Consider the following 25,473-nt stretch of genomic DNA (forward strand, 5'->3'; position numbering starts at 1 on the left):
CTGCCTCAACCGATGGTCCGGCGCCGCGCGAAGGCGTGCAGGACGCTTGCCACCAGGGCGATCCCCGCCCCGCAGGCCAGGACGGTGACGGGCCAGGACGGCCAAAGCAAGGTCGCACCGGCGAGCCCCGCCAGGGCGAGGTTGAGGATGAAGACCCGGCCCACGACGGCGATCACCGGGAACCCGTTGTCGGTGGCGCGCTGGTACCAGTGCGAGCGATGGGCCTGCCAGACCGGCTCGCGCCGCAGGAGCCGGCGCCCCAGGGTCAGGGTCGCGTCGGCGAGGTAGTACAGGGGCAGCAGGATCGCGGCGGCGAGCCCACCCGCGACGGCGAGGCGATAGAGCAGCCATGCCCCGAGCAGGCCGAGGGGCAGGGAGCCGACATCGCCGAGGAACAGCCGCGCCACGGGCCGGTTGAACGGCGCGAAGCCGAGGAGCCCCCCGAGGAGCGCGGCGGCGACCAGGGTCGGCAGGAACGGCAGCCCCCCCGAAGCGCCGAGGAGCAGCAGGGCGGCGGTGAGGGGCACGAACGCGGCGACGGTCATCCAGTCGAGCCCGTCCATGAAGTTGACGAGGTTGACGAACCAGATCCCGGCGAGGATCGCCACGGCGCGCTCCACCGGCACCGGCACGCCCGGCATCAGGCGCCCGCCCACCGCCATCACCAGCCCGGCGACGACGACGGCCTGCACGCCGAGGCGGAGCGAAGCCGGCAGCGGGCGGATGTCATCGACGGCGCCGAGGATCGCTAGCGCCAGGGTCGCATGGGCGAGGATGAGGGCCTCGAGGGCGTCGAGCCCGGCCCCGCGCAGGGCCAGCACCGCGCCGACGCTGCACAGCACCGCCAGCACGATGGCGATGCCGCCGCCCTGCGGCGTCGGCACCGTGTGGCTGGAGCGGGCATTGGGGCGGGCCAGGGCGTAGCGCTGGAGCAGCGGACGCAGGGCGAGGATCAGCCCCGCGCTTAACCCCGCGGCGAGGGGGACGGCGGCGAGGGGCGCGAGGACCATGGCGTGTTGATACCGAATACGCTTGTTCGCTTTGGATCGTGCGGTCGCGACGGGCTCCCTCTCCTGGAAGGAGAGGGTTGGGGTGAGGTGTGTGGATTCTCCGGAAAGGTCGCACACCTCACCCAGTCCCTCTCCTTTCAGGAGAGGGGACCCGAGCAGCCCGCGAGATCAGCCGAGGCAACGGTGCCCGATCGAACGAGTGGGTTTCGCTTGCCGTAGCGCCCAGTCCTTTTAGCCCCGTCAGAACACCTTCTCGGCATCCTTGCGTTGGCTCACCCCATCGGCCTTGTCGGCGGCCTGCTTGTCCAGGGCCCGGTTCACCACCTTGGCGAGGCCAACCATGATGGTGTCGAGGATGTAGTCCTTCGGGGTGTAGACCGCGGTGACGCCCATGTTCTTGAGCACCAGCTCGTCGTCGGGCGAGATGATGCCGCCGACCACCACGGGGATGTCGTCGAGGCCGGCTTCGCGCATCTTCGCCTTCACGTCGCGCACGAGCGGCACGTGGCTGCCCGACAGGATCGACAGGCCGACCACGTGGGCGCCGGTCTCCTTCGCCTTGGCGACGATCTCGGCCGGGGTCTGGCGGATGCCGTCATAGGTCACGTCGAAGCCGACGTCGCGGGCCCGGAGCGCGATCTGCTCGGCGCCGTTGGAATGGCCGTCGAGGCCGGGCTTGCCGACCACGAGCTTCGGGGTCTCGCCGAGACGCTCGCCGAGATCCGCGATGAGGAGCTTGGCTTCCTCGGCCGCCCCCGACGACACCGTCTCCAGGGTGACGCCCGTGGGCGCGCGGTACTCGCCGAACACCTCGCGCAGGCGCGTGCCCCACTCGCCCGTGGTGACGCCGGCCTTGGCGGCGGCGATGGACACCGGCATGATGTTGGCGCCGGAGCGCGCCGCCGCTTCCAGATCGGCCAGGGCCGCCTCGACGGCCTTGCCGTCCCTTTGCGAGCGCCAGGCGCGGATGCGCTGCTCGGCCTCCATCTCCACGGTCTCGGACACGGTGAAGATCGCGCCCTCCCCGGCGGTCAGGGGCGAAGGCTCGCCGGCCTGGAACTTGTTGACGCCGACCACGACCTGATCGCCGGCCTCGATGGCCGAGATGCGCTTGGCGTTGGATTCGACGAGCGCGCGCTTGAGGGCGCCCGTCTCGACGGCGGCCACGGCGCCGCCGATGCCGCCGATCTCTTCCAGGGCCTTGCGGGTCTCGGCCTTGAGGGATTCGACCTTGGCGTCGATGACCGTCGAGCCGTCGAAGATGTCGTCGTATTCGAGCAGATCGGTCTCGAAGGCCAGGATCTGCTGCATCCGCATGGACCATTGCTGGTCCCACGGGCGCGGCAGGCCGAGCGCCTCGTTCCAGGCCGGCAGCTGCACGGCCCGCGCCCGGGCGCGCTTCGACAGGGTCACCGCCAGCATCTCGATGAGGATGCGATGGACGTTGTTCTCCGGCTGCTGCTCGGTCAGGCCGAGGGAGTTCACCTGCACGCCATAGCGAAAAATGCGCTTCTTCGGGTCGGTGATGCCGTAGCGCTCCTGGGCGATCTCGTCCCAGAGCTCCGAGAACGCCCGCATCTTGCAGATCTCGGTGACGAACCGCATGCCGGCATTCACGAAGAACGAGATGCGGCTGAACACGTCGGCGAAGCTGGCCTCGTCGAAATCGGGGTCGTCCCGCACGGTGTCGAGGACCGCGATGGCGATGGCCAGGGCGTAGGACAGCTCCTGCACCGGCGTCGCCCCGGCCTCCTGCAAGTGGTAGGAGCACACGTTCATGGGGTTCCACTTCGGCACCGCCTTGGTGGTGAACAGGATCACGTCCTTGGTCAGCCGCAGGGACGGCGCCGGCGGGAACACGTAGGTGCCGCGCGACAGGTACTCCTTGATGATGTCGTTCTGCGTCGTGCCCTGGAGCCCGGAGAACGGCGCGCCCTGTTCCTCGGCCACGGCGAGGTAGAGCGACAGCAGCCACGGCGCCGTGGCGTTGATGGTCATCGAGGTGTTCATCTGCTGCAGCGGAATCTGGTCGAACAGGGTCCGCATGTCGCCGAGATGCGCGATGGAGACGCCGACCTTGCCGACCTCGCCGCGGGCCAGTTCGTGGTCGGGGTCGTAGCCCGTCTGCGTCGGCAGATCGAAGGCCACGGATAGGCCGGTCTGGCCCTTGGCGAGGTTGCCCCGGTAGAGCTCGTTCGACTCCTTGGCATTGGAATGCCCGGCATAGGTCCGGATGATCCAGGGCTTGTCGCGCTTGACCTCGGCGACGGTCGCGTTCGCGCTCATTCCACTCGACTCCGTTCCATTGTGTATCGCGCTTGGCCGCGCGTCTTGCGCGGCACCCTAACCAAGCGAGGCGCGCGCGTCATCTGGCCGAAGGTTCGGCGGGCGGGTGTCGACGTGCAAACCCTTGGAAAAATTCTAGATGCGCGGCGCAAGCGAATTGAACGGCGGATCGCCGAAAGCAGCCGCCGCGCTGGACCTAAGCACCTGAGATACCGGCGAGATACGCGTTCGGATCGCGTAGAAGAGCGTCGATGAATATTGAATACGAATACTGACCGCGGCGCGATCGGCGATTCGCCCACAAGCGCGGCGCCATCATGGCCTTTGTGGGGCCTTGGAGCGGTCCGGGTTCGCCGATATAGGGTCGCTCAGAACAAGATAAGGGAGAGCCAGGATGGCCGCGAGCGCTGCGTCGAGCACCACTGAAATCAAGGACTTGTACGAGATGGGCGAGGTTCCGCCCCTCGGTCACGTGCCGGCGAAGATGTACGCCTGGGCGATCCGTCGCGAGCGCCACGGACCGCCGGAGCAGTCGCACCTGCTCGAGGTGCTGCCGGTGTGGGACATCGGCGACGACGAAGTGCTCGTCTACGTCATGGCCGCCGGCGTCAACTACAACGGCGTCTGGGCCGGCCTCGGCGAGCCGATCTCGCCCTTCGACGTGCACAAGGGCGAATACCACATCGCCGGCTCCGACGCGTCGGGCATCGTCTGGAAGGTCGGCGCCAAGGTGAAGCGCTGGAAGGTCGGCGACGAGGTCATCGTCCACTGCAACCAGGACGACGGCGACGACGAGGAGTGCAACGGCGGCGATCCGATGTTCTCGTCGTCCCAGCGCATCTGGGGCTACGAGACCGGGGACGGCTCCTTCGCCCAATATTGCCGGGTGCAGTCGCGCCAGCTCATGGCCCGCCCCAAGCACCTGACCTGGGAAGAGGCGGCCTGCTACACCCTGACCCTCGCCACCGCCTACCGCATGCTGTTCGGCCACGCGCCGCACACCGTCCGGCCCGGCCAGAACGTCCTGATCTGGGGGGCAAGCGGCGGTCTCGGCGTGTTCGGCGTCCAGCTCTGCGCCGCGTCCGGCGCCAACGCCATCGCGGTGATCTCCGACGAGTCGAAGCGCGACTACGTCATGAGCCTCGGCGCCAAGGGCGTCATCAACCGCAAGGAGTTCGATTGCTGGGGCCAGCTGCCGAAGGTGAACTCGCCTGAGTACAACACCTGGCTCAAGGAAGCCCGCAAGTTCGGCAAGGCGATCTGGGACATCACCGGCAAGGGCAACGACGTCGACATCGTGTTCGAGCACCCGGGCGAATCGACCTTCCCGGTCTCGACCCTGGTGGCCAAGCGCGGCGGCATGATCGTGTTCTGCGCCGGCACCACCGGCTTCAACATCACCTTCGACGCCCGCTACGTCTGGATGCGCCAGAAGCGCATCCAGGGCTCGCACTTCGCCCACCTGAAGCAGGCGTCCGCCGCCAACCAGTTCGTCATGGATCAGCGCATCGACCCGTGCATGAGCGAGGTGTTCCCCTGGGAGAAGATTCCGCAGGCCCACACCAAGATGTGGAAGAACCAGCACCCGCCCGGCAACATGGCCTGCCTCGTCAACGCCCCCCGCGCCGGCCTGCGCACGGTGGAAGACGTGATCGAGGCCGGCCGCAAGGGCTGAGCCTCAACCCCTCACCTGCCCTTCTCGGAGGGCAGGTGCTTGGCGTAGTCCTCGCGCTCCTCTTTCTGCTTGATGAGGTCCGCATAGGCCTGCCGCATCTCGGGCGAGACGGAGACGGAGCGGGTCTTCTCCTTCTTCCGCTTGGGCGCTTTCTTGAACTGGTTGGCGGTCTCGGTCATCGGCTGGTTCCGGATGGGTCGCGTCGCCCCAAGCATAGGCCAGGCCGGCGACGTTCGCGAGACAGGAAGGGCGGATGGTTCCGGTCGGCCCCGCGCACTGATAGAGACGGTCCAACGCGATTTCCGGACCGGACGAAACAAATGGAAAAATTCACCACCCTGGAGGGCGTCGCGGCGCCCATGCGGATCATCAACGTCGACACCGACCGGATCATCCCCAAGCAGTACCTCAAGACCATCAAGCGCACGGGACTCGGCAAGGGCCTGTTCTCGGAGATGCGCTACCGCGACGACGGCTCGGAGAATCCCGACTTCGTCCTCAACAAGCCGGCCTACCGCAACACCCGGATCCTCGTCGTCGGCGACAATTTCGGCTGCGGCTCGTCGCGCGAGCACGCGCCCTGGGCGCTGACGGATTTCGGCATCCGCTGCGTGATCTCCACGAGCTTCGCCGACATCTTCTTCAACAACTGCGCCAAGAACGGCATCCTGGCGATCACGGTCTCGGCGGAAGACCTCGAAAAACTGTTCGAGGATGCCGAGCGCGGCGCCAACGCCACCCTGTCGGTGGATCTGGAGGCCCAGACCATCAAGGGGCCGGACGGCGGCACCCTGCATTTCGACATCGATCCGGGCCGCAAGGAGAGCCTGCTCAACGGCCTCGACGAGATCGGCCTGACCCTGAAGCGGGCGCCGTCCATCGACGCCTACGAGCAGAAGATCGCCGCGCGCGGCTGGGCCTGAGATCCCGCGTGCTCATGGTTCGTTTACCATGGGCACGCCTTAAGGGTGGGTAGACCCGAACCCGCTCCGGAGACCGCCCCATGACGCCGCGCGCGACGCTCACCGCCCTCTTCTGCCTCGCCGGCACGGCCGCCGCGCCGGCGGCCCGGGCCGACTTCCAGGATTGCCTCGCCGGCCTCCAGTCCCAGGCCGCCGCGCAGGGGATCTCGGCCCAGGCGTTTCGCGCGGCGACGAACGGCATCGCCCACGACCCCAAGGTCCTCGAACTCGCCGGGGCCCAGCCCGAGTTCAAGACGCCGATCTGGGATTACATGGCGGCCCTCGTCGACGAGGAGCGCGTCGACGACGGCAAGGCGGCCATGAAGCAGCACGCCCAGGCCCTGGCCAACGCGGAGAGCCGCTACAGCGTCGACCGCTACACCATCGCGGCGGTGTGGGGCGTCGAATCGAACTTCGGCAAGAACCTCGGCAAGATGCCCCTGGTCCAGTCCTTCGCCACCCTGATCTGCGCCAACCACCGCCGGAAGGACTTCTTCAAGGGCGAGCTCATGGCGACCCTCAAGATCATCGAGCGCGGCGACATCGATCCCTCGCGCCTCAACGGCTCCTGGGCCGGCGCCTTCGGCCAGACCCAGTTCATGCCCACCACCTACCAGCGCCTCGCCGTCGACGGCGACGGCGACGGGCGCCGCGACCTCGTCGATTCGGTCCCCGATGCCGTCGCCTCCACGGCCAACTTCCTGCGCGTGGCGAAGTGGCAGAACGGCCAGCCCTGGGGCTACGAGGTCCGCCTGCCGCGCGGCTTCAACGCCGGCTCCGCCGGCCGCAAGAACCGCCACGCCGTGTCGCACTGGGCGTCCATGGGCGTGACCCGCATGGACGGGCGTCCGCTGACCGGTGATGCGCCCATCGGCATTCTCATCCCCGCCGGGGTCAACGGCCCCGCCTTCGCGGTGACGAAGAACTTCGACGCGCTCTATTCCTACAACGCCGCCGAATCCTACGGCCTCGCCATCGCGGTCCTGTCCGACCGCCTGCGCGGGCGCCCCGGCATCCAGGCCGAGTGGCCGACGGACGATCCGCCCCTGTCGCGGGCCGAGCGCCGCGACCTCCAGACCCGTCTGGCCGCCCGCGGCTACGACGTCGGCGAGCCCGACGGCAAGGTCGGCTCCAAGACCCGCGACGCCATCAAGGAGATCGAGCGCAGCCTCGGCATGCCGCAGACGGGCCGTCCCGGCGCGAAGGTGCTGGAGGCGTTGCGGCGGGGGTGAGCGGGGAGCGTTTCTCGAACGCTCGATCCCACCCATCGCCTCATCCGGTGGGGCCGCGTCAGCGGCCTCGAAGGACGGCTCCAGTTCGCGATGTGATCCCTGGAGCCCTCCTTCGAGGGTTCTGCTCTGCTCCACCACCTCAGGATGAGGAAGCGGGTCGGGACGACGCACAAACGAAAAAGGCCGGGCAATCGCCCGGCCTTTTCCGTGTCGCCAGACGGCGAAAGAACTTACTCGGCGGCGGTCTTCGCGGCGGACTTGGCGGCCTTCTCGGCCTTGCGGGCGTCCTTGTTCGCCTTCGAGGCGTCGGCCTTGGCGGCCTTCTCGGCGGGGCGGTCGGCGCGCTCGACGATGCGGGCGGACTTCCCGCGACGGTCGCGCAGGTAGTACAGCTTGGCGCGACGCACCTTGCCGCGGCGCACCACGGTGATCGAATCGATGAGCGGCGAGTAGAGCGGGAACACGCGCTCGACGCCCTCGCCGTAGGAGATCTTGCGGACGGTGAAGCTCTCGTTGAGGCTGCCGCCGGAGCGGGCGATGCACACGCCCTCGTAGGCTTGCACGCGGGTGCGCTCGCCTTCCTTCACCTTGACGTTCACGATGACCGTGTCGCCGGGCTGGAAATCGGGGATGGTCTTGCCGAGCGAAGCGATCTGCTCCTGCTCGAGCTGCTGGATGATGTTCATCGGTTACGTCCTGCCGGTGCGCGCCCGGGGTCCCCGGATGGGACCGCGTGCGTCAGGATTTCGGCATCCTGTTTTGAGTTGAGGCGGGCCTTACACGAGGGGCCGGGACTTGTCCAACAACCGGTGTCGCTCATTCCCCCCTGGGAACCGGTCGAGCCCGCCTCCCATCCGCGGCGTGCGGTTGAGAAAATCCGCAGCACGGTCCACATGAGGACGGTGCCGGGCTCTCCCGGCATCATTCCCGGCCGGCCTTGAACCGGCGCAGCGGACGAGGATTCTCGCAGCCATGTTCATCCAGACCGAAGCCACCCCGAACCCCGCCACCCTGAAGTTCCTGCCCGGCCGCGTTGTGCTCGACAGCGGCACCTTCGAGGCGCGCGACTCAGAGGCCGCGACCCGCTCGCCCCTGGCCCAGCGCCTGTTCGACGTGCCGGGCGTCGCCGGGGTCTATTTCGGCCACGACTTCATCTCCGTCACCAAGGCGGAGGACGAGAACCTGTGGCCGCAGGTGAAGCCCGCCATCCTCGGCGCGATCATGGAGCACTTCCAGTCCGGTGCCCCCGTGCTCGCCGAGGGCACCAGCTCCGCGGACGACGAGGCGGAGGAGTTCTTCGATCCGGCCGACGCCGACACGGTGGTCACCATCAAGGACCTGCTCGAGACCCGCGTGCGCCCGGCCGTGGCCGGCGACGGCGGCGACATCACCTTCCGGGGCTACAAGGAGGGCGTGGTCTACCTCGAGATGAAGGGCGCCTGTTCGGGCTGCCCCTCTTCCACCGCGACCCTGCGCAACGGCGTCCAGAACCTGTTCCGCCACTTCCTGCCGGAAATCCGCGAAGTCCAGGCCATCTGAGGACCTGACGCGCGCCGACTTTCGGCGCAAAGCGGCAACACTGCACCGCGAATCTCGCCGATCCGGCCGCTCCGCACTCACGGGGCGGCCGTTTTTGTCCTACCATCCAGTCCCCGGCGGGCTGGCATTCAAGGCCCCGGCGGGAGCGTGATCGGCTCGAGCGGGCCGGGGCACATCGGGAGTGACGTTGCGTATCCTGGCCATCGACACGGCGCTCGACGCCTGCTCCGTCTGCATCGCGACGGATGCGTCCGACGATCTCCTCGCTCACGAGTCGATGATCCTCGGGCGCGGCCACGCCGAAGCCCTGTTGCCCATGGTCGAGCGCGTGGTCTCGCGCGTGGATGGCGGCTTCGAAGCCCTCGACCGCGTCGCCGTCACCGTCGGTCCCGGCAGCTACACCGGCCTGCGCGTCGGCCTCTCGGCGGCCCGCGCCATCGGCCTCGCCACGGGCATTCCCGTCGTCGGCGTCACCACCCTGTCGGCCCTGCTCGCTCCCCTCCTGGCCCTCAACGGCGCCGGTCTCATCGTCGCCGCCGTCGATGCCCGCCACGGCGCGGTCTACCTCCAGGCCATGAGCATGGCCGACGGCATCGTCGTCCCACCCAGTTTGCTGCCCTTGGAAGAGGCCGCCGCCATGCTCGACGGCACCGTGACCCTGGTCGGCTCCGGCGCGCCGGCGCTCGCCGCCCTGCTGAAGGCGCGCGGCCTCGACGTGCAGCTCGCCGGGACGGGACCCGCCGACATCGCCTGGATCGCCTCCCTGGGCATGCTGGCCGACCCCGCCCAGGCCCTGCCCCGCCCGCTCTACCTGCGCGGCCCCGACGCCCAGCCCCAGGATCACGCGAGGCTCGCCCGCCGATGACGCGACCGATGACCCCGTTCTGGCCGTTCGAGATGTGGTCCGCGTGGTGGGAGGCCTGGGGCGGGGCACCCTACGTCGCCATCCTGCGCGATTCGGGTCAGGCCCGGGCCCTCGCCCGCCTCCACGCCACCGCTTTCGCCCGGCCCTGGGACGCCCACGAGTTCGAGCGCATGCTATGCGAGCGCTCCACGGAGGCCCACGCCCTGTGGAAGGGCGGCACCATCCAGGGCTTCGTCCTCTCGCGAAAAGCCGCGGACGAGGCCGAGATCCTCACCGTCGTCCTGGCGCCGGGCATGCGTGGCAACGGCCTGAGCCGCAAGCTCGTGGCCGACCACCTCGCCCACCTCGCGTTAAGCGGCGTGCGCCGGGTCCACCTCGAAGTCGACGAGGGCAACGCGCCCGCCCTCAAGCTCTATGCCCGCCACGGCTTCCGGCAGGTCGGCGAGCGCACGGGCTACTACGCCCGCGCCGACGGCGGCCGCGCCACCGCCCTCACCATGACGGCCGAGCTGGCGTGAGGCTCCCGGCGGCCCGATGACCCGCATCGGTACGATCCTGCGCCTTGCGCTCTGCGCCCTCGCCTTCGGGCTGATGGTCGGGCCGCATCTGCTGAGCCGGCGCTACGGCCGCGGGCGCCTCGCCGGCGACCTGCCGACGCGGTTCCACCGGACCTTCCTGCGCCTGTTCGGCGTGCGCGTGACCCAGAGCGGCACCCCGCCGGCGCCGGGCGAGCCGGCTTTGGTCCTCGCCAACCACATCTCCTGGCTCGACATCCTCGTGCTGGGGTCCCTGCGCCCCCTGTCCTTCGTGGCCAAATCCGAGATCGCCGCCTGGCCGGTCATCGGCACCCTGGCGCGCTTGCAACGGACGGTGTTCATCGACCGGGCCCGGCGGGCGGCCACGGCGGACGTCAACGCCACCGTCGCCGACCGCCTCGCCGATGGGGATCTCATCGTGCTGTTCGCCGAGGGCACCACGGGCGACGGCACCCGCCTGCTGCCGTTCCGCTCGTCCCTGGTGGGCGCGGCCCGCGCCGCCATCGACGGAACCGGACCCGAGCGCATCCGCCTGCAGCCCCTCGCCATCACCTATCCGCGCCGCAACGGCCTGCCCCTGGTGCGGGCCGAGCGGCCGGGCATCGCCTGGTACGGCGACATGGAGCTCGCGCCCCACCTGTCCGACTTCTTCGCCAACGGCCCCGTCGACGTGCACGTGGTCTGGGGCGCCCCCATCGCCTTCGAGGCCGGCACCGACCGCAAGCGCGCGACGGCCCTGGCGCAAGCCTCCGTCCGCGACGCCCTCCAACGCGCGGTCACGGGCCGGCCGCCGAAAGGCGCGGTCTGGAGCGGCACGCGCCGCCTGCCCGACACGGCGTCCGACGGGACGGCCTCCGGCATACCCGCCCTCTGAAGCGTTTGCGCCCGCCCTGCCGGTCGCGACGCCGCGCGGGAACCGTGCTAAGGGCTCGGGCGAAACGCGGGTCGGGACCGGACTGTTGAAGAAAGCCTTCGTCAAATCCTACGGCTGCCAGATGAACGCCTACGACGCCACCCGGATGGCGGACGTGCTCGGCGCCGAGGGCTACGTCGCGACGGAGACGGTGGAGGAGGCGGATGTCGTCATCCTCAACACCTGCCACATCCGCGAGAAGGCGGCCGACAAGGTCTATTCCGAACTCGGGCGCCTGCGCGTCCTCAAGACCGAGCGCGCGGCGGCCGGCCACGACACCCGCATCGTCGTCGCCGGCTGCGTCGCCCAGGCCGAGGGGGCCGAAATCCTCTCCCGGGCGCCGAGCGTCGACGTGGTCGTCGGCCCGCAGAACTATCACCGCCTGCCCGACCTGCTCGCCCGCTCGCGGACGAAGCGCGTCGTCGACACGGAATTCCCCATCGAGGACAAGTTCGACCACCTGCCGGCGCGGCGCACCCTCGGGGTCACGGCCTTCCTCACGGTGCAGGAAGGCTGCGACAAGTTCTGCGCCTTCTGCGTGGTGCCCTACACCCGCGGCGCCGAGGTCTCCCGCTCCGTGGCGGCGATCCGGGCCGAGGCGGAACGGCTGCTCCTGGGCGGCGCCCGCGAGATCACCCTCATCGGCCAGAACGTGAACGCCTATCACGGCCTCGGCCTCGACGGCGGCGCGGCGTCCCTGCCGGACCTCATGCGCACCATCGCTGGACTGCCGGGGCTCCTGCGCCTGCGCTACACCACGAGCCACCCCAACGACATGGCGCCCGACCTCGTGGCGGCGCATGGCAGCCTGCCGGCCCTGATGCCGTTCCTCCACCTGCCGGTGCAGTCGGGCTCGGACCGGGTGCTGAAGGCGATGAACCGCAAGCACACGGCGGAGGTCTACCGCGAACGCATCGCCGCGGTGCGGGCCGTGCGGCCCGACATCGCCCTGTCGTCGGATTTCATCGTCGGCTTCCCCGGCGAGACCGAGTCCGAGTTCGAGGAGACGATGCGGCTCGTCGCCGACATCGGCTTCGCCAGCGCCTACTCGTTCAAGTACAGCGCCCGCCCCGGCACCCCGGCGGCGGAGTGGGCCGACGCGGTGCCGGAGGACGTGAAGACCCGCCGTCTCCACGCCCTCCAGGCCCTGCTCGATGCCCAGCGCCACGCCTTCAACGCCTCCTTCGTCGATTCTGTCGTGGAAGTGCTGGTGGAGAAGGCCGGGCGTCACGCGGGTCAGGTCGCGGGCAAGACGCCTCACCTCCTTCCCGTTCAGTTCGACGCGCCCACATCCACCATCGGCACCCTGGTGCCCGTGCGGATCGTCCGGGCCGGCTCCAACAGCCTGTTCGGCGAGGCCGTGGCCGACGCGGCGGTCGCGGCGTGAGCCGAGCGATCCCGTTCCGTGTGATCACCATCGAAGGAAACCGGCGTGGCAGCATCTGACGGGATCGGCCGGGGCGGCCCCTTGCGCGGGCGCGGCCCGGCGGCGCGCACGGGCGAGATCGTCGAATCCCTCGAGGCGTCCCTGACCTTCGACGACAACCGCCTCGCGAGCCTCGTCTTCGGCCAGTACGACCAGAACGTCGCCCATATCGAGCGGCGCCTCGACGTCGTCGCCACGGCGCTCGGCAACCACCTCGTCATCAAGGGTTCGCCCGAGGCGGCGGAGAAGGCCCGCAAGGTGTTCGAGCGCCTCTACGCCCGGGTGCGGGCGAGCGGCACCGCCCTGACCCTCGGCGACGTCGACGGCGCGATCCAGGAGACGACGCAGCAGGGCACCCTGTTCCCGGCGGCCGAGGTCAGCGCCGAGCCCGACCGGCCGGTCTTCGACCAGATCGCCACCCGCCGGCGCGGCGCCGTGCGCGCCCGCAATCCGGCGCAGGACGCCTACATCAAGCTCCTGCGCACCCGCGAGCTCGTCTTCGCCGAGGGTCCGGCCGGCACCGGCAAGACCTGGCTCGCCGTGGGCCACGCCGTCTCCCTGCTGGAACAGGGCCATGTCGAGCGCATCATCCTGTCCCGTCCCGCCGTCGAGGCCGGCGAGCGCCTCGGCTTCCTGCCCGGCGACATGCGCGACAAGGTCGATCCGTACCTGCGCCCGATCTACGACGCCCTCTACGACTTCATGGAGGCCCGCCACGTCGATCGCGGCCTGCAGACCGGGATCATCGAGATCGCGCCCCTGGCCTTCATGCGCGGGCGCACCCTGACCAACGCCGTGGTGCTCCTCGACGAGGCGCAGAACACCACCTCCATGCAGATGAAGATGTTTCTGACCCGCCTCGGCGAGAACTCGCGGATGATCATCACGGGCGATCCGAGCCAGGTCGATCTGCCGCCGGGCCAGCGCTCGGGCCTCGTCGAGGCGGTGAACATCCTCGACGGCGTCGAGGGCATCGGCCGCGTCACGTTCCGCGACGTCGACGTGGTCCGCCACGACCTCGTCCGCCGCATCGTCACCGCCTACGAGTCGGCCGCCCACGGCGAGCACGATTCCGACCGCAACCCGAACCCGCGCCGCCGGCCCCTCGCATGACCGTCGAGAACGAGATCGACGTCGCCGTCGAGGACGAGCGCTGGGAAGGCGTGACGCCCGACCTCGAAGCCTTCGTCGTCCGCGCCGTGGAGGCCGGCCTCGCCGTGGCGCCGGACTTGCCCGAGGGGGCGGTCGAGGTCAGCATCCTGCTCACCACCGATGCGGCCGTGCGGGCGCTGAACAAGACCTGGCGGGCCCAAGACAAGCCCACCAACGTCCTGTCGTTTCCAAGCCCCCCGCAGCCCCCCCATGCGGGAATGGCGCGGCCCCTGGGCGATGTCGTTCTTGCGTATGACACGATGCTGCGCGAGAGTGCGGAGCAGTCGAAGCCGCTCAGCCATCACCTCGCGCACCTCCTTGTCCATGGCACCCTCCACCTCCTCGGTCAGGACCACGAGACGGGCGACGCGGACGCCGAGGCCATGGAGGCGCTCGAAGTCGCGGCCCTCGCCACCCTCGGCGTGCCCGATCCCTACGCCGATTGAGCGGCAGCAACGCCGGCCATCCCAGATCAGAGAGACATGACGAACGATCGAAGTCGCGGCGCGGCCCAGGCCGCGCCCAGCGCACATGACGGTGAGGCTCAGGCCCGCGAGCCCTGGTACGACCGCCTGCTGCACGTGTTCCACCTCCGGCCGCGCGATTCGTTGCGCGACGACATCGAGGACCGGCTGGCCGAGCCCGATTCGGGCGAGAACGCCTTCTCGCCCATCGAGCGGGCCATGCTCAAGAACGTGCTCGGCCTGCACAAGGTGCGGGTCGACGACGTGATGATCCCGCGCATCGACATCGTCGCCGTGTCCATGGACACGAGTCTCGGCGAACTGCTCAAGCTGTTCCGCACGGCCGGGCATTCGCGCCTGCCCGTCTACGGCGAGACCCTCGACGACCCGAAGGGCATGGTCCACATCCGCGATTTCGTCGATCACATCGCCGCGCGGGCGGAAGCCGGTTTCCGGCGCCCGGGTGCGTCGCCCGTCGAGACCCCGGACGAGGCGCCGCCCCCGCGTCCCCGCCGGGGCGCCCGCGCCCTGCGCACGCTCAACCTCGGCAACGTCGATCTGTCGGCGACCCTGGCGTCCACCCGCATCCAGCGCCCGGTCCTGTTCGTGCCCCCCTCCATGCCGGCCATCGACCTCCTGGTGCGGATGCAGGCGACCCGGACCCACATGGCCCTCGTCATCGACGAGTACGGCGGCACCGACGGCCTCATCTCCATCGAGGATCTCGTCGAGATGGTGGTGGGCGACATCGAAGACGAGCACGACGTGGCCGAAGGGCGCCTCGTCCACCGCGTCGAGGGCGAGGGCGACGTGTTCGTCGCCGATGCCCGCGCGGGCCTCGCCGAAGTGTCGGAGGCCAGCGGCGTCGACCTCGTCGCGGCGGTCGGCGACATGGCCGAGGAGATCGACACCATCGGCGGTCTCATCGTCACCCTGGCCGGCCGCGTCCCGTCGCGGGGCGAGTTCATCGCCGGTCCGGGCGACCTCGAATTCGAGGTGCTCGACGCCGACCCGCGCCGGGTCAAGCGCCTGCGCCTGCAGCGCGGCGACGCGCGGATCACTGCAGTGGTGCCCCTGGCCCTGCCGCCGCCCGCGCCCAACCCGAGCCTCGAAGCCCCCGCGTCGTGACGGCGCCCCTCGCGTCATGAACCGCAGCCGCGCCGACGCCGTGCCGGCGGCGGGGCCCCTCGCCGTCCTCGCCCAGTGGGTGATGCTGAGCGCGGGGTGGCACCGGCTGCTCCTCGCCTATTGCGCCGGTGCCTTCGGGGCCCTGGCGATGCCGCCCTTCGGGGCGCTTCCGGCCCTCGCCGTCGCCCTCGCCGTCGGGGTCTGGCTCCTCGACGGGGCCGCCACGGGCCGGAGCGCCTGGCGCACCCTCCGGGTCGCCGGCCTCATCGGCTGGGCCTGGGGCTTCGGCTACCTCACGGCCGGCCTGTGGTGGCTCGGCTCCGCCTTCCTCGTGGAGGCGGAGGACTTCGCCTGGGCCCTGCCCCTCGGGGTGATCGGCCTGCCGGCGGTCCTCGGCCTGTTCTACGGGCTCGGGTTCGCGCTGGCCCGCCTCCTCTGGTCGCCGGGCGCGGGGCGGCTTCTGGCCCTCGGCTTCGGCCTCGCCACCTGCGAATGGCTGCGCGGGCACCTCTTCACCGGGTTTCCCTGGAACAGCCTCGGCATGGCGCTGGGCCAGAATCTCTGGCTGATGCAGTCGGCCGCCGGCATCGGCCTCTACGGCCTCACCCTCCTCGCCGTCCTCGTCGCCGCCGCGCCCGCGACCCTCGCCACGGGTGCGACCCGATCAGGGCGCCTCGTCCCGACCCTCGCGGCGGGCCTGGTCCTCGCGGCCATGGCCGTCCTCGGCGCCGCGCGCCTGCCGGCCGGTCCGGACGCCACGGTGGCGGGAATCCGCCTGCGCCTCGTCCAGCCGAACCTCAACCAGGACGCCAAGTTCCGCCCCGAGAACCGCGCGGACATCCTCGACCGCTACATCGAGCTCAGCGACCGGGCCGCCGCCCCCGACCGTTCGGGGATCGCCGACGTCACCCACGTGATCTGGCCGGAATCGGCGTTTCCCTTCCTGATCCAGCGCGATCCGGAAGCCCTGGCGCGCATCGCCGCCGCCCTGCCGCCGGGCACGCAGCTCATCACCGGCGCGGCCCGCGCCGACACGCCGGCCGAGGGCGAGCGCCCGCGCTTCTTCAATTCGATCCTCACCCTCGCGGCCAGACCGAAGCTCGGCGACGTCTACGACAAGGTCCACCTCGTCCCCTTCGGCGAGTACCTGCCCGGCCCCCTCGACGCCACCTTGCGCGCCCTGCGCATCCGGCAGTTCGTGGCGATCCCCGGCGGCTTCACCGCCGGCGACCGGGCGCGCCAGCGCATCCTGTCGGTGCCGGGCCTGCCGCCTGTGGCCGCCACCATCTGCTACGAGGCGATCTTTCCCGGTGCCATCGTGCCGGAAGCGACGCCGAGCGGTCCGCCGCCGGTGCCGGGGCTGATCCTCAACCTCACCAACGACGCCTGGTTCGGCGACACCCCCGGCCCCCGCCAGCACTTCGCCCAGGCGCGCCTGCGCGCCGTCGAAGAGGGGCTGCCCCTGGTGCGCGACGCCAATACCGGCATCTCGGCCGTGGTCGATGCCCATGGGCGGATCACCGCGAGCCTGCCCGTCGGGGTCGAGGGCGTCCTCGACGCCGATCTTCCGGTACGCCTGACCCAGCGCACGCCCTATGCCCGTTTCGGCGATGCGCCCTTCGCCCTGATGCTGGGCCTCGCGTTCCTCGGGGCGCTGGCCGCGCGGCGCCGGTCGCCCGGGGCCGCATGACGAGGGCCGCACGACGGGGACCGCGTGACGTGAGCGGCCCGGCCGCCCTCCGCCCCGCCCTCGTCGGCGTCGGGATCATGCTCGTCGCGTTCAACCTGCGCCCGGCCCTGACCACGGTCGGTCCCCTCCTCGAGGCGATCCGGGCGACGACGGGACTGAGCACCGCCGGGGCCGCTATCCTCAACACCCTGCCCGTTCTGTGCATCGGGCTCGCCTGTGCGCTGGGACCCGTGGTGATCCGCCGCCTCGGCGCCGACCGGGGCGTGCTCCTCGCCGTCGCCGTGGTGGCCCTCGGCTCGGGTTTGCGCGGCCTCGGCGGCCTCGCGCCGCTCTTCGTCGGCGCCTGCCTCGCCGCCATGGGGATCGGCCTCGCCGGCGTCCTGCTGCCGGGCCTGGTCAAGCGTGATTTTCCGGCCCGCGTCGGCCTGATGACCGGGCTCTACACCATGGTCCTGTGCCTCGGCGCCGCCGCCGGGGCCGGGCTCAGCGTCCCCCTCGCCCAATCCGTCGACGGGTGGTCCCCGGCCCTCGGCCTCTGGGGCGTGCCGGCCCTCGTCGCGACCCTGGCCTGGCTGCCGTTCGCCCGCAGCGCCGACCCGGCCGCGCCGTCCGTGCGCCGGCCGCCCCTGTGGCGGGACACCCTCGCCTGGCAGGTCACCGGCTTCATGGGCCTGCAATCGTCCCTGGCCTACATCATGTTCGGCTGGCTGCCGGTGCTGCTGCACGATCGCGGTCTGAGTGCCGTCGATGCCGGTTTCGTGGCGTCGCTGATGAGCCTCGGGCAGGCGCCGGCCGCCCTCCTGGTGCCCACCCTCGCCGCCCGCGCCCGCGATCAGCGCCCCTTCGTGGCCGGTCTCCTCGCCGTGGCCGTCGTCGCCCTGCTCGCCCTCGCCATCGGCCCCGTCGACCTCGTGCGGCCCTTCGGGATGGTGCTCGGCTTCGGCATCGGCGGCCTGTTCGGCCTCGGGCTCACCCTCATCGTCCTGCGCGCCCGCGACGCCGCCGCGACGGCGTCCCTCGCGGCGATGTCGCAGAGCGTCGGCTACACCCTCGCCGCCCTCGGGCCCCTGGGCTTCGGCCTCGCGCACGACCTCACCGGACGCTGGGGCGCCTCCGTCGGCCTGTTCTGCGCCATCGCGTTCGGCGCCCTGCTATTCGGCCTCGGGGCCGGCCGCGACCGCAAGGTCGGCGGCCCCTGACGGCCGCGCCGCGCGTCGCGATGGCGGATGCCCGACGCGCTCAGGCGATCGCCCGCATGGGCGGGTGGTACACCGTCATGCCGACCGCCGGGCGCGACGCGGTGAGGCCGTTCTGCATGATCCAGGCGAGGGTCTGCGCCTGGGGCATCGGCCGCGCGAAATGGTATCCCTGCAGGATGGGGCATCCGAGTCCGACCAGGATGTCCGCCTGCGCCCTGGTCTCCACGCCCTCGGCCACCACGTCGACGCCGAGGGATTGGGCGAACGCGAAGATCGCGCCCGTCAGCCGGCGATCCTTCTGCACGTCGCCCAAATTCTGGATGAAGCTCTTGTCGATCTTGATGCCGTCGAAGTTGATGGTGCGCAGGGAGCCGATGGACGAGTAGGCGACGCCGAAATCGTCGACGATGATGCGCACGCCCATCCGCCTCAGGGCGGCGAGATCGGCCCCGCCGCGCTCGGTGGAGTACACGGCCTCTTCGGTGATCTCGATGGCGATGGCGGTCGGCGCGACGCCGTGGGCCGTCAGCTCCCAGGCGATCATGTCGGCGACCCGGTAGGTGCCGAACTCATCGGGCGAGACGTTGAGCGAGACGACGATGCTGGGGCGTCCGAGCTGTGCGAGCTTCTGGGCCATGCGGCACACGCCCTGGACCACCGCCCGGGTGAGACGCTCGGACTGCCGCGTGGCGGCGGCGGCCCTGACCACGTCCGGCGGCGACAGCCATCCGAGTTCCGGATGGTTCCAGCGCAGGAGGGCCTCCAATCCGCAGACCTCGCCGGTCCCGCTCTCGACCTGCGGCTGGAACCACACTTCGATTCCGCCCCCGTCCACGGCTTCGATGAGGTCCCGGCCGATCAGCTGGCGGATCACCGCCCCGCGCCTCATGTCGTCGCCGAACGCGCGCCATGTCGCGCGTCCCTCCGACTTGGCCCGGTAGAGCGCGAGATCGGCGCAGCCCTGCAGGTCCTTCACCGTGACGCCGTCCGTGGGATAGCGCGCGAAACCCACGCTGGCGCCGGTCTGCCAGGCCCGGTCGGAGAGCAGGAACGGTTCGCCGAGCCGCCTCACGATCCTCCCGGCGATCGCTTCGTCCTCCGCCGCCATCCCGGGCCGGAAGATGAGCGCGGCGAACTCGTCGCCGCCCAGGCGCGCGATGAGATCGTCGGGCCCCAGGAGGTCTTTCAGGCGCCGGGCCACTTCCATCAGCGCCGCGTCGCCCTCCGCATGGCCCAGGGTGTCGTTGATCTCCTTGAAGCGGTCGAGGTCGATCAACATGACCGTGAGGTCACCCTCGCCCGAGGCGGAACGGGCCAGGAACTGGTCGAAGGCCCTCTGATAGGCGACCCTGTTGGCGAGTCCGGTGAGATGGTCGTGGGTCGCGACGTATTCCAGGCGATGGACGGCCTGCGTCGCAACGTCGTTCGCGGCCTGCAACGACGCGGCGAGGTGGGTGGGTTCGTATTTCAGCCGTGCGGCGTGCTTGAACTGCTGCTCGGTCTTGGTGGACGCCTTGATCATCATGACGGCGAGCAGGAACAGGTTCAGGGCGATGATCCGCGACTCGATGGGATCGGCCGTCGCGAGGAGCAGGATCAGCACGAGATTGTGCGGGCCGACGAAGGCGAGGACGACCCCGCGGTGTGCCGTCGACTGGATGGCGGCACCGGCGGTGATCCCACAGAAGGCCAGGCCCGTGCCGATGGTGAAAGCCTGCCCCGCGACGGCGACCCCGATGAGGCCCACCGCCCAGCAGAAGCCGGAGAGAAACGCGCCGAGCGTATAACCGACGAGTATTCGCGCGGGCTCTCTCTCCGACCTTCCCGTCTTCCACCAGTAGGAGGCCAAGGTCAGGCGCGTGGCATTGATGACGGCATTGGAACCGACCCAGGCGAGCAGGAAACCATGGTCGACGCTGGGCCACATCATGATGGCGAACGAGCAGGACACGAAGACGTTCGAGATCAGCGCCGGGAGCAGGGCATGATGGACGGCGCTCAATTGATCGCGCATCACGAGCGACTCGATGGTCTGCGGCCCTCTACGCATCGCTTGCTCAACTTTCCCGCCGAACCAGCACAAACATCGCACCTTCGGATGTTGGCATAAGGCAGCGAGAAACGTGAAAAATATCTTGCCGGAGGGCGACTCCGACGAGTGGAGGAGACTAGTCCTGCCCCATAAATCCAGAATAGACCATATCGTACAGAGTTCTGTCGGCCTCGCGATCCTGTTTTGATCGAAGTTTACAGTCGAATTTCCCTGGATTTGAGTCATGGCGAGATTTGTATGTCGACGACGCGTGGTCTGCCCGCAAGCATCGGGGCATTCCAGCGCAAGTGGTGGCAGCCATGACGCATGATATCCCAGGACGCGCCGACTTCCGTTTCGTCCCTCGACGCGCGAACGTCGTGTCGCTTGCGCCGCGTCGTCTTCCGACATGTCTCGCAGTGCATGACGGTCGCGGCCAAATCCATCCGCGACCGGCGACGCACGGCCTGCGCGCAAAGAAAAGCCCCGCAGGGTCGGACCCTGCGGGGCTTCTAGCCGCGCACGAACGCTGCGGGTCTCAGGTTACTCGGCGGCGACGCGGTGGGCCTGGCTGCCATCCGTGTAGGTCTCGGCCTGGAGGCGCTTGCCCGGGGCCGCGCGGCCCGGCAGGGGCGGCAGGGCCAGGGCCTTCTGCAGGTCGATGCCCGCACCCTCGGCGACGCGGCGGCCGTAATCCGCATCCGCGTGCGAGAAGTGCCAGACCATCCGGAGCTGGATCGCCTCGGGGCACTGCTTCATGTCGCCGACGAGGTTGGCGATGAGGTCGTCCCGCTCCCAATCCTGGAACGAGCGGTAGCGCACGCCGGCCTGAGCGTAGTCGTCCTCGGTGCGCGAGGTCTGGTAGCGGCCGAGCTGGCCCTGCACCGGCTGGTGATAGTCCTTCGCGGGCTTCGGCGCCTCGGCGAGGCCCTCGCCGAGAGTCGAGGGCTCGTAGTTGATGTGCCGGTTCCGGCCGGTGCCGTCGACGCCGTAGGTCATCTGGCCGTCGCGCTGGTTCGAATAGACCTTCACGCCGGGCTGCGGCGCGTTGATCGGCAGCTGCAGGTAGTTGGCGCCGACGCGGTAGCGCTGCGTGTCCGAGTAGGACAGCGTGCGCCCCTGGAGCATCTTGTCGTCCGAGAAGTCGATGCCGTCGACCAGAACGCCGGTGCCGAAGGCAGACTGCTCGACTTCCGCGAAGAAGTTGTCCGGCACGCGGTCGAGCACCATGCGGCCCACGGGCAGGAGCGGGAAGTCCTCCACCGGCCACAGCTTGGTGTCGTCCAGGGGATCGAACGACAGGTGGTCGTTCGGACCGTCGGGCATGATCTGCACGCAGAATTCCCACTCGGGAAAGTTGCCCTTGGAGATGTTGTCGTAGAGGTCGCGGGTGGCGTGGCCGACGTCCTTCGCCTGGATCTCGGACGCCTGGGCCGAGGTCAGGTTGCGGATGCCCTGCTTCGGCTCCCAGTGGAACTTGCAGAGCACGGCTTCGCCCTGGTCGTTGACGAGCTTGTAGGTGTTGACGCCCGAGCCCTCCATCTCGCGATAGTTGGCCGGAATGCCCCAGGGCGACTTCAGGTGGGTGACCATGTGGATGGCTTCGGGGTGCTGGGCCACGAAGTCGAAGAAGCGCCACGCCTCCTGGCGGTTCGTCACCGGGTCGGGCTTGAACGCGTGGATCATGTCGGGGAACTTGATCGCGTCGCGGATGAAGAAGACCTTGAGGTTGTTGCCCACCAGATCCCAGTTGCCGTCGACGGTCTTGAACTTCACCGCGAAGCCACGCGGATCGCGCTCGGTCTCAGGCGACTCCTTGGCGCCCGCGACCGTGGAGAAGCGCACGAACATCGGGGTCTTCACGCCGGTCTCGTTGAGCACGCGGGCACGGGTGTACTTGGACGCCGGCTCGTTGCCGATCTTGCCATAGGCCTCGAAGTAGCCGTGCGCGCCGGCGCCGCGGGCATGGACCACGCGCTCGGGGATGCGCTCACGGTCGAAATGGGTGATCTTCTCGATGAACTGGTAGTTCTCGAGGGTCGCCGGACCGCGCTCGCCCACCGTGCGGGTGCTCTGGTTGTCGCGGACCGGGTGGCCCTGGCGGGTGGTCAGGATCGGGCGCTGGTCGGTCATCGGGCAGTCTCTCCGAGAGGTTGTGTCGAGCCAGGGGACGGATCGGGAGCCGAACGGCTCAAAAACACATCGACCCTGGAATAGTTCTGAGACAGCCTTATGAACCCTCCCCGATCGTTTGGCCAATGCATCGTGGCAAACGTTCTGATAGGCTAAGCCTATGAACCTGTCCGGCCTGTCCCTGCGCGACCTCGAATATGTGGTGGCCGTCGCCGAGGAATCGCATTTCGGCCGTGCCGCCGAACGGTGCAACGTCAGCCAGCCGACCCTGAGCGTGCAGGTACGCAAGCTCGAGGAAGCCCTGGGCCTCGTCCTGTTCGAGCGCGGCAACCGCAGGGTGATGCTCACCCCCGCCGGGCAGGGCATCGTCCGCCAGGCCCGCACGGTCCTGGCCGAGGCGCAGCGCCTGCTCGTCCTGGCGAGCGAGGGACGCGGGGCGCCCCTCACCGGCCGCCTCGTGCTCGCCGCGATTCAGACCCTGGGACCGTACCTCTTCCCCCTCGTCCTGCGCAGCCTGCGCCAGGAGTTTCCCCTGCTGGCCCTGGCGCTCAGCGAGGCCCGCACGGCCGAGATCCTGGAGGGACTCCGCGACGGGCGCATCGATGCCGCCCTGCTGTCCCTGCCGGTGCCGTCGTCGGGACTGACGCTCTCGCCGCTGTTCATCGAGCCGTTCCTCCTCGCCTGCCCGGCCGATCACGCCCTCGCCCGGGGCGGAGCGCTGCGGGCCCGCGACATCGCCGGGCCGGACCTCCTGCTCCTCGACGAGGGCAACTGCCTGCGCGACCAGACCGTGGCGGCCTGCGGCGCCGGAAGTGCCGCGGGCCGCCACGCCACGAGCCTCGAGACCCTGCGCTCCATGGTGGCGGCGGGTGCGGGCTACACCCTGCTGCCGGCGCTGGCCGCGCCGACCAGCCCCGATCCCAGCGGCTTGACCGTGACGCGCGGCTTCGACGTCGACGGACCCGGCCGCACCATCGCCCTTGCCTGGCGGGCCAGCGATCCGCGCGGCGCCGGCCTGTCGCATCTGGCCGCGTTTTTCCGGGCCCATGCGCCCATGGGGACCGCCGCCTGCCGCGACGACGGTGCCGCCCGCCTCCCACGGGCGCGCCGTGACAGCGTGGCCGATCCGGTGTAGCGCGCAGGTCTCCGTCCCCCCCTGCCCCCGGCTCTCGACTTTGCTCCCTTTCCGGTCCCTCGGCCTCTGGACGGCCCTCGTCGCGGCCTCGGGCGCCCTCGCGTATGGCCTCGCCGTCGCGCATTTCCCCGCCGCCCTCCTGCTCGGGCCGATGCTCGCCGCCATCGCGTTCGGCGTCGGCGGCGCCGGGCTCGGGGTCCCGAAACCCGGTTTCCTCGCGGCGCAGGCGATGATCGGCTGCCTCGTGGCGAAAGCCGTGACCACGGAGATCGTCGCCACCATCACGGAGGACGGCTGGCTCATCCTCGCCGTGGTCCTCGTCACCGTGGTGGCGGGCGCCGTCGTCGGCTGGGCCCTGACCCGCCTGCGCATCCTGCCCGGCACCACCGCCGCCTGGGGGTCCTCGCCCGGCGGGGCCGCCGCCATGGTGGCGATGTCGGAAGAGTACGGCGCCGACCCGCGCCTCGTCGCCTTCATGCAGTACGTCCGCGTCGTCGCCGTGGTGCTGTCGGCCTCCGCGGTGGCGCGCCTCCTCACCGATGTCACCGCCCCCGCCGCGCCCGCGCCCGACGCGACGCCGCCGCTGGCCGTGCTGGCGACCCTCGCGGTGGCGGCGGCGGGCTTCGGCCTCGCGCATCTCCTGCGGATGCCGGCCGCCGCCCTCATCGGGCCGATGCTCCTCGGCGCCCTGCTGCACGCCCTGGGCCTCGTCAGCATGGCCCTGCCGATGCCGCTCCTCGACCTCGCCTACGCGACCATCGGCTGGTACGTCGGCCTGCGCTTCCGCCGCGAGACCCTGCGGGAGACCGTCGTCGCCCTGCCGGGCATCCTCGTGGCGACGGTGGCGGTCATCGCCCTCTGCGCGGTCTGGGCTTACGGCCTCACCCGCCTGCTGCGCATCGATTTCCTCACGGCCTACCTTGCCACCAGCCCCGGCGGCCTCGATTCCGTGGCGATCATCGCGGTGGGCTCGAAGGCGGACGTGTCGTTCGTCCTCGCGGTGCAGACCCTGCGGCTGTTCGTGGTGCTGCTCACCGGACCGCTTTTGGCCAAGTGGATCGCCAAGGGCGCGCCGGACAAGGACGCTCCGGCGCAGACCTGACCATGCACGCCCTGTACCTCGCCTTCCTCAATTCCTGGCGCGGCCTCGTCCACGGAGCGCGCACCGAGCGCGCCGTGCGCCTCGAACTCGTTCTCCTCGTCCTCGGCATGCCCCTGGGGCTGCTGCTGGGCACGACCCTGTGGGTGCGCGTCGGCCTGCTGGCGAGCCTGCTCCTCATGCTGGCGGCCGAGTTCCTCAACACCGCCATCGAGAAGCTGTGCGACCATCTCCATCCGGACCATCACCCGAGGATCGGAATCGTCAAGGATCTGGCTTCGGCCGGGACCTTCTCGGCTCAGGGCATCGCGGCCCTGATCTGGATCGCCGCCCTCATCGAGCGGCTCGCTTGACGCGGGAGCGGGGCGTTTGCATTGCCGTCGATTTGCCCCTACCGCCCGTTCGGGAGGTGGGCCACGATGGCAAAGCAGTTCTCGTCGATCAGTGACCGGCATCGGGACTTCATCGCAGCGCAGAAGGTCTTCTTCACCGGTTCCTGTGCCGCGGGGGCGCGGGTCAACATCTCGCCGCGCTCCACCGAGCATCTTCACGTCCTCGGCCCGAACGCGGTCGCGTATCTCGATCTCACCGGCAGCGGCAGCGAAACGGCGGCCCACGTGAAGGCCGAAGGCGCCCTGACGGTGATGCTGTGCGCCTTCGACGGTCCGCCCTCGATTCTGCGCCTGTACGGAAAGGGCTGCATCGCGTTCCGGGGAACGCCGGACTACGTCGCCGTCCTCGATCGCTTCTATGGCAGCGCGGAGCCTGCCGGGGGGCGCCAGATCGTCTTCCTCGCCGTCGACCTCGTACAGACGAGCTGCGGCTATGCGGTGCCGCTCTTCGACCATGTCGGCGAGCGCCCCATCCTCGACCGCTGGGCGCAAGCCCAGGGCGAGGAGGGCTTACGCGCCTACCGGGCCGAGAAGAACGCGGCCAGCATCGACGGGCTGCCGACGGGGTTTCGCGACCCCTAATCGCGCCCTTCGCGAATCGGCCT

At 70.1% G+C, this 25,473-nt stretch carries 23 protein-coding genes; 17 read left to right on the forward strand and 6 right to left on the reverse strand.

Annotation, left to right across the window (positions count from 1 at the left end; translation table 11 throughout):
• Positions 1-5 precede the first annotated feature (5 nt).
• Entirely contained in the window at positions 6-1,010 is a 1,005-nt protein-coding gene (locus FV218_RS07855) for a glycosyl transferase (protein ID WP_147709312.1), read from the reverse strand.
• Positions 1,011-1,250: 240 nt separating this feature from the next.
• The gene (locus tag FV218_RS07860) at positions 1,251-3,296 is read right to left on the reverse strand and encodes a protein meaA (RefSeq protein ID WP_147709313.1); all 2,046 of its coding nucleotides are present in this window, start codon (positions 3,294-3,296) and stop codon (positions 1,251-1,253) included.
• A 394-nt stretch (positions 3,297-3,690) separates the two neighbouring features.
• On the opposite strand from FV218_RS07860, the gene ccrA reads away from it, so the two are divergent.
• Entirely contained in the window at positions 3,691-4,971 is a 1,281-nt protein-coding gene (ccrA, locus tag FV218_RS07865; protein ID WP_056093729.1) for a crotonyl-CoA carboxylase/reductase, read from the forward strand.
• An 11-nt stretch (positions 4,972-4,982) separates the two neighbouring features.
• On the opposite strand, the gene FV218_RS22685 is transcribed toward ccrA, so the two are convergent.
• Positions 4,983-5,150: a hypothetical protein gene (locus FV218_RS22685; protein WP_187272997.1), complete on the reverse strand. Its 168-nt coding sequence runs from the start codon at positions 5,148-5,150 to the stop codon at positions 4,983-4,985.
• Between the two features lie 141 nt (positions 5,151-5,291).
• Here FV218_RS22685 and leuD point away from each other — a divergent pair, with 141 nt between their 5' ends.
• The gene (gene leuD / locus FV218_RS07870) at positions 5,292-5,894 is read left to right on the forward strand and encodes a 3-isopropylmalate dehydratase small subunit (RefSeq protein ID WP_147709314.1); all 603 of its coding nucleotides are present in this window, start codon (positions 5,292-5,294) and stop codon (positions 5,892-5,894) included.
• 80 nt (positions 5,895-5,974) lie between these two features.
• Positions 5,975-7,165 (forward strand): lytic murein transglycosylase, encoded by a 1,191-nt coding sequence (locus tag FV218_RS07875; RefSeq protein WP_147709315.1) that lies wholly within the window; start codon positions 5,975-5,977, stop codon positions 7,163-7,165.
• Positions 7,166-7,395: 230 nt separating this feature from the next.
• Here the strand turns inward: FV218_RS07875 and rplS are convergent, their stop codons facing one another.
• Positions 7,396-7,851, reverse strand: a complete 456-nt coding sequence (gene rplS / locus FV218_RS07880; RefSeq protein WP_056093741.1) for a 50S ribosomal protein L19 — start codon at positions 7,849-7,851, stop codon at positions 7,396-7,398.
• Between the two features lie 286 nt (positions 7,852-8,137).
• Here rplS and FV218_RS07885 point away from each other — a divergent pair, with 286 nt between their 5' ends.
• The 10 genes from FV218_RS07885 to FV218_RS07930 all read left to right on the forward strand — a co-directional run bounded on the left by FV218_RS07885 (position 8,138) and on the right by FV218_RS07930 (position 18,077).
• A complete protein-coding gene (locus FV218_RS07885; protein WP_147709316.1) occupies positions 8,138-8,704 on the forward strand; it encodes a NifU family protein in 567 nt (188 codons plus the stop codon).
• Positions 8,705-8,891: 187 nt separating this feature from the next.
• The gene (gene tsaB / locus FV218_RS07890; RefSeq protein WP_056094238.1) at positions 8,892-9,569 is read left to right on the forward strand and encodes a tRNA (adenosine(37)-N6)-threonylcarbamoyltransferase complex dimerization subunit type 1 TsaB; all 678 of its coding nucleotides are present in this window, start codon (positions 8,892-8,894) and stop codon (positions 9,567-9,569) included.
• A complete protein-coding gene (locus tag FV218_RS07895; protein ID WP_056093747.1) occupies positions 9,566-10,087 on the forward strand; it encodes a GNAT family N-acetyltransferase in 522 nt (173 codons plus the stop codon). The genes tsaB and FV218_RS07895 overlap by 4 nt, the downstream gene beginning before the upstream one ends.
• 16 nt (positions 10,088-10,103) lie before the next feature.
• Positions 10,104-10,979 carry a lysophospholipid acyltransferase family protein gene (locus FV218_RS07900; protein ID WP_147709317.1) on the forward strand — a complete coding sequence of 292 codons (876 nt, stop codon included), beginning with the start codon at positions 10,104-10,106 and terminating at the stop codon, positions 10,977-10,979.
• An 85-nt stretch (positions 10,980-11,064) separates the two neighbouring features.
• Positions 11,065-12,405: a tRNA (N6-isopentenyl adenosine(37)-C2)-methylthiotransferase MiaB gene (miaB, locus tag FV218_RS07905; RefSeq protein ID WP_147709318.1), complete on the forward strand. Its 1,341-nt coding sequence runs from the start codon at positions 11,065-11,067 to the stop codon at positions 12,403-12,405.
• Positions 12,406-12,486: 81 nt separating this feature from the next.
• Positions 12,487-13,557, forward strand: a complete 1,071-nt coding sequence (locus tag FV218_RS07910) for a PhoH family protein (RefSeq protein ID WP_246685031.1) — start codon at positions 12,487-12,489, stop codon at positions 13,555-13,557.
• Positions 13,554-14,042: an rRNA maturation RNase YbeY gene (gene ybeY / locus FV218_RS07915; protein ID WP_056093753.1), complete on the forward strand. Its 489-nt coding sequence runs from the start codon at positions 13,554-13,556 to the stop codon at positions 14,040-14,042. Before FV218_RS07910 ends, ybeY begins: the two co-directional genes overlap by 4 nt.
• Before the next feature lie 36 nt (positions 14,043-14,078).
• On the forward strand, positions 14,079-15,188 hold the full coding sequence (locus FV218_RS07920; RefSeq protein ID WP_056093755.1) for a hemolysin family protein: 1,110 nt from the start codon (positions 14,079-14,081) through the stop codon (positions 15,186-15,188).
• Positions 15,189-15,204: 16 nt separating this feature from the next.
• A complete protein-coding gene (gene lnt / locus FV218_RS07925; RefSeq protein ID WP_147709320.1) occupies positions 15,205-16,878 on the forward strand; it encodes an apolipoprotein N-acyltransferase in 1,674 nt (557 codons plus the stop codon).
• A gap of 29 nt (positions 16,879-16,907) precedes the next feature.
• On the forward strand, positions 16,908-18,077 hold the full coding sequence (locus FV218_RS07930) for an MFS transporter (RefSeq protein ID WP_348642017.1): 1,170 nt from the start codon (positions 16,908-16,910) through the stop codon (positions 18,075-18,077).
• Between the two features lie 40 nt (positions 18,078-18,117).
• On the opposite strand, the gene FV218_RS07935 is transcribed toward FV218_RS07930, so the two are convergent.
• Together FV218_RS07935 and FV218_RS07940 are read right to left on the reverse strand one after the other, a co-directional pair.
• The gene (locus tag FV218_RS07935) at positions 18,118-20,127 is read right to left on the reverse strand and encodes an EAL domain-containing protein (protein ID WP_187272998.1); all 2,010 of its coding nucleotides are present in this window, start codon (positions 20,125-20,127) and stop codon (positions 18,118-18,120) included.
• 525 nt (positions 20,128-20,652) lie between these two features.
• Positions 20,653-22,242, reverse strand: a complete 1,590-nt coding sequence (locus FV218_RS07940) for a catalase (protein ID WP_147709323.1) — start codon at positions 22,240-22,242, stop codon at positions 20,653-20,655.
• Positions 22,243-22,402: 160 nt separating this feature from the next.
• Between FV218_RS07940 and FV218_RS07945 the strand changes: the two genes are divergently transcribed.
• The 4 genes from FV218_RS07945 (at position 22,403) to FV218_RS07960 (ending at position 25,450) form a co-directional block, all read left to right on the forward strand.
• Positions 22,403-23,377, forward strand: a complete 975-nt coding sequence (locus FV218_RS07945; RefSeq protein ID WP_147709324.1) for a LysR substrate-binding domain-containing protein — start codon at positions 22,403-22,405, stop codon at positions 23,375-23,377.
• 40 nt (positions 23,378-23,417) lie between these two features.
• Complete coding sequence (locus FV218_RS07950) at positions 23,418-24,479, forward strand: AbrB family transcriptional regulator (RefSeq protein ID WP_246685029.1); 1,062 nt, start codon at positions 23,418-23,420, stop codon at positions 24,477-24,479.
• A 2-nt stretch (positions 24,480-24,481) separates the two neighbouring features.
• Positions 24,482-24,829, forward strand: a complete 348-nt coding sequence (locus tag FV218_RS07955; protein ID WP_147709326.1) for a diacylglycerol kinase — start codon at positions 24,482-24,484, stop codon at positions 24,827-24,829.
• Positions 24,830-24,895: 66 nt separating this feature from the next.
• Positions 24,896-25,450 carry a pyridoxamine 5'-phosphate oxidase family protein gene (locus FV218_RS07960; RefSeq protein WP_147709327.1) on the forward strand — a complete coding sequence of 185 codons (555 nt, stop codon included), beginning with the start codon at positions 24,896-24,898 and terminating at the stop codon, positions 25,448-25,450.
• Positions 25,451-25,473 lie beyond the last annotated feature (23 nt).

It is taken from the genome of Methylobacterium sp. WL69 (assembly GCF_008039485.1).
GTDB lineage: Bacteria > Pseudomonadota > Alphaproteobacteria > Rhizobiales > Beijerinckiaceae > Methylobacterium.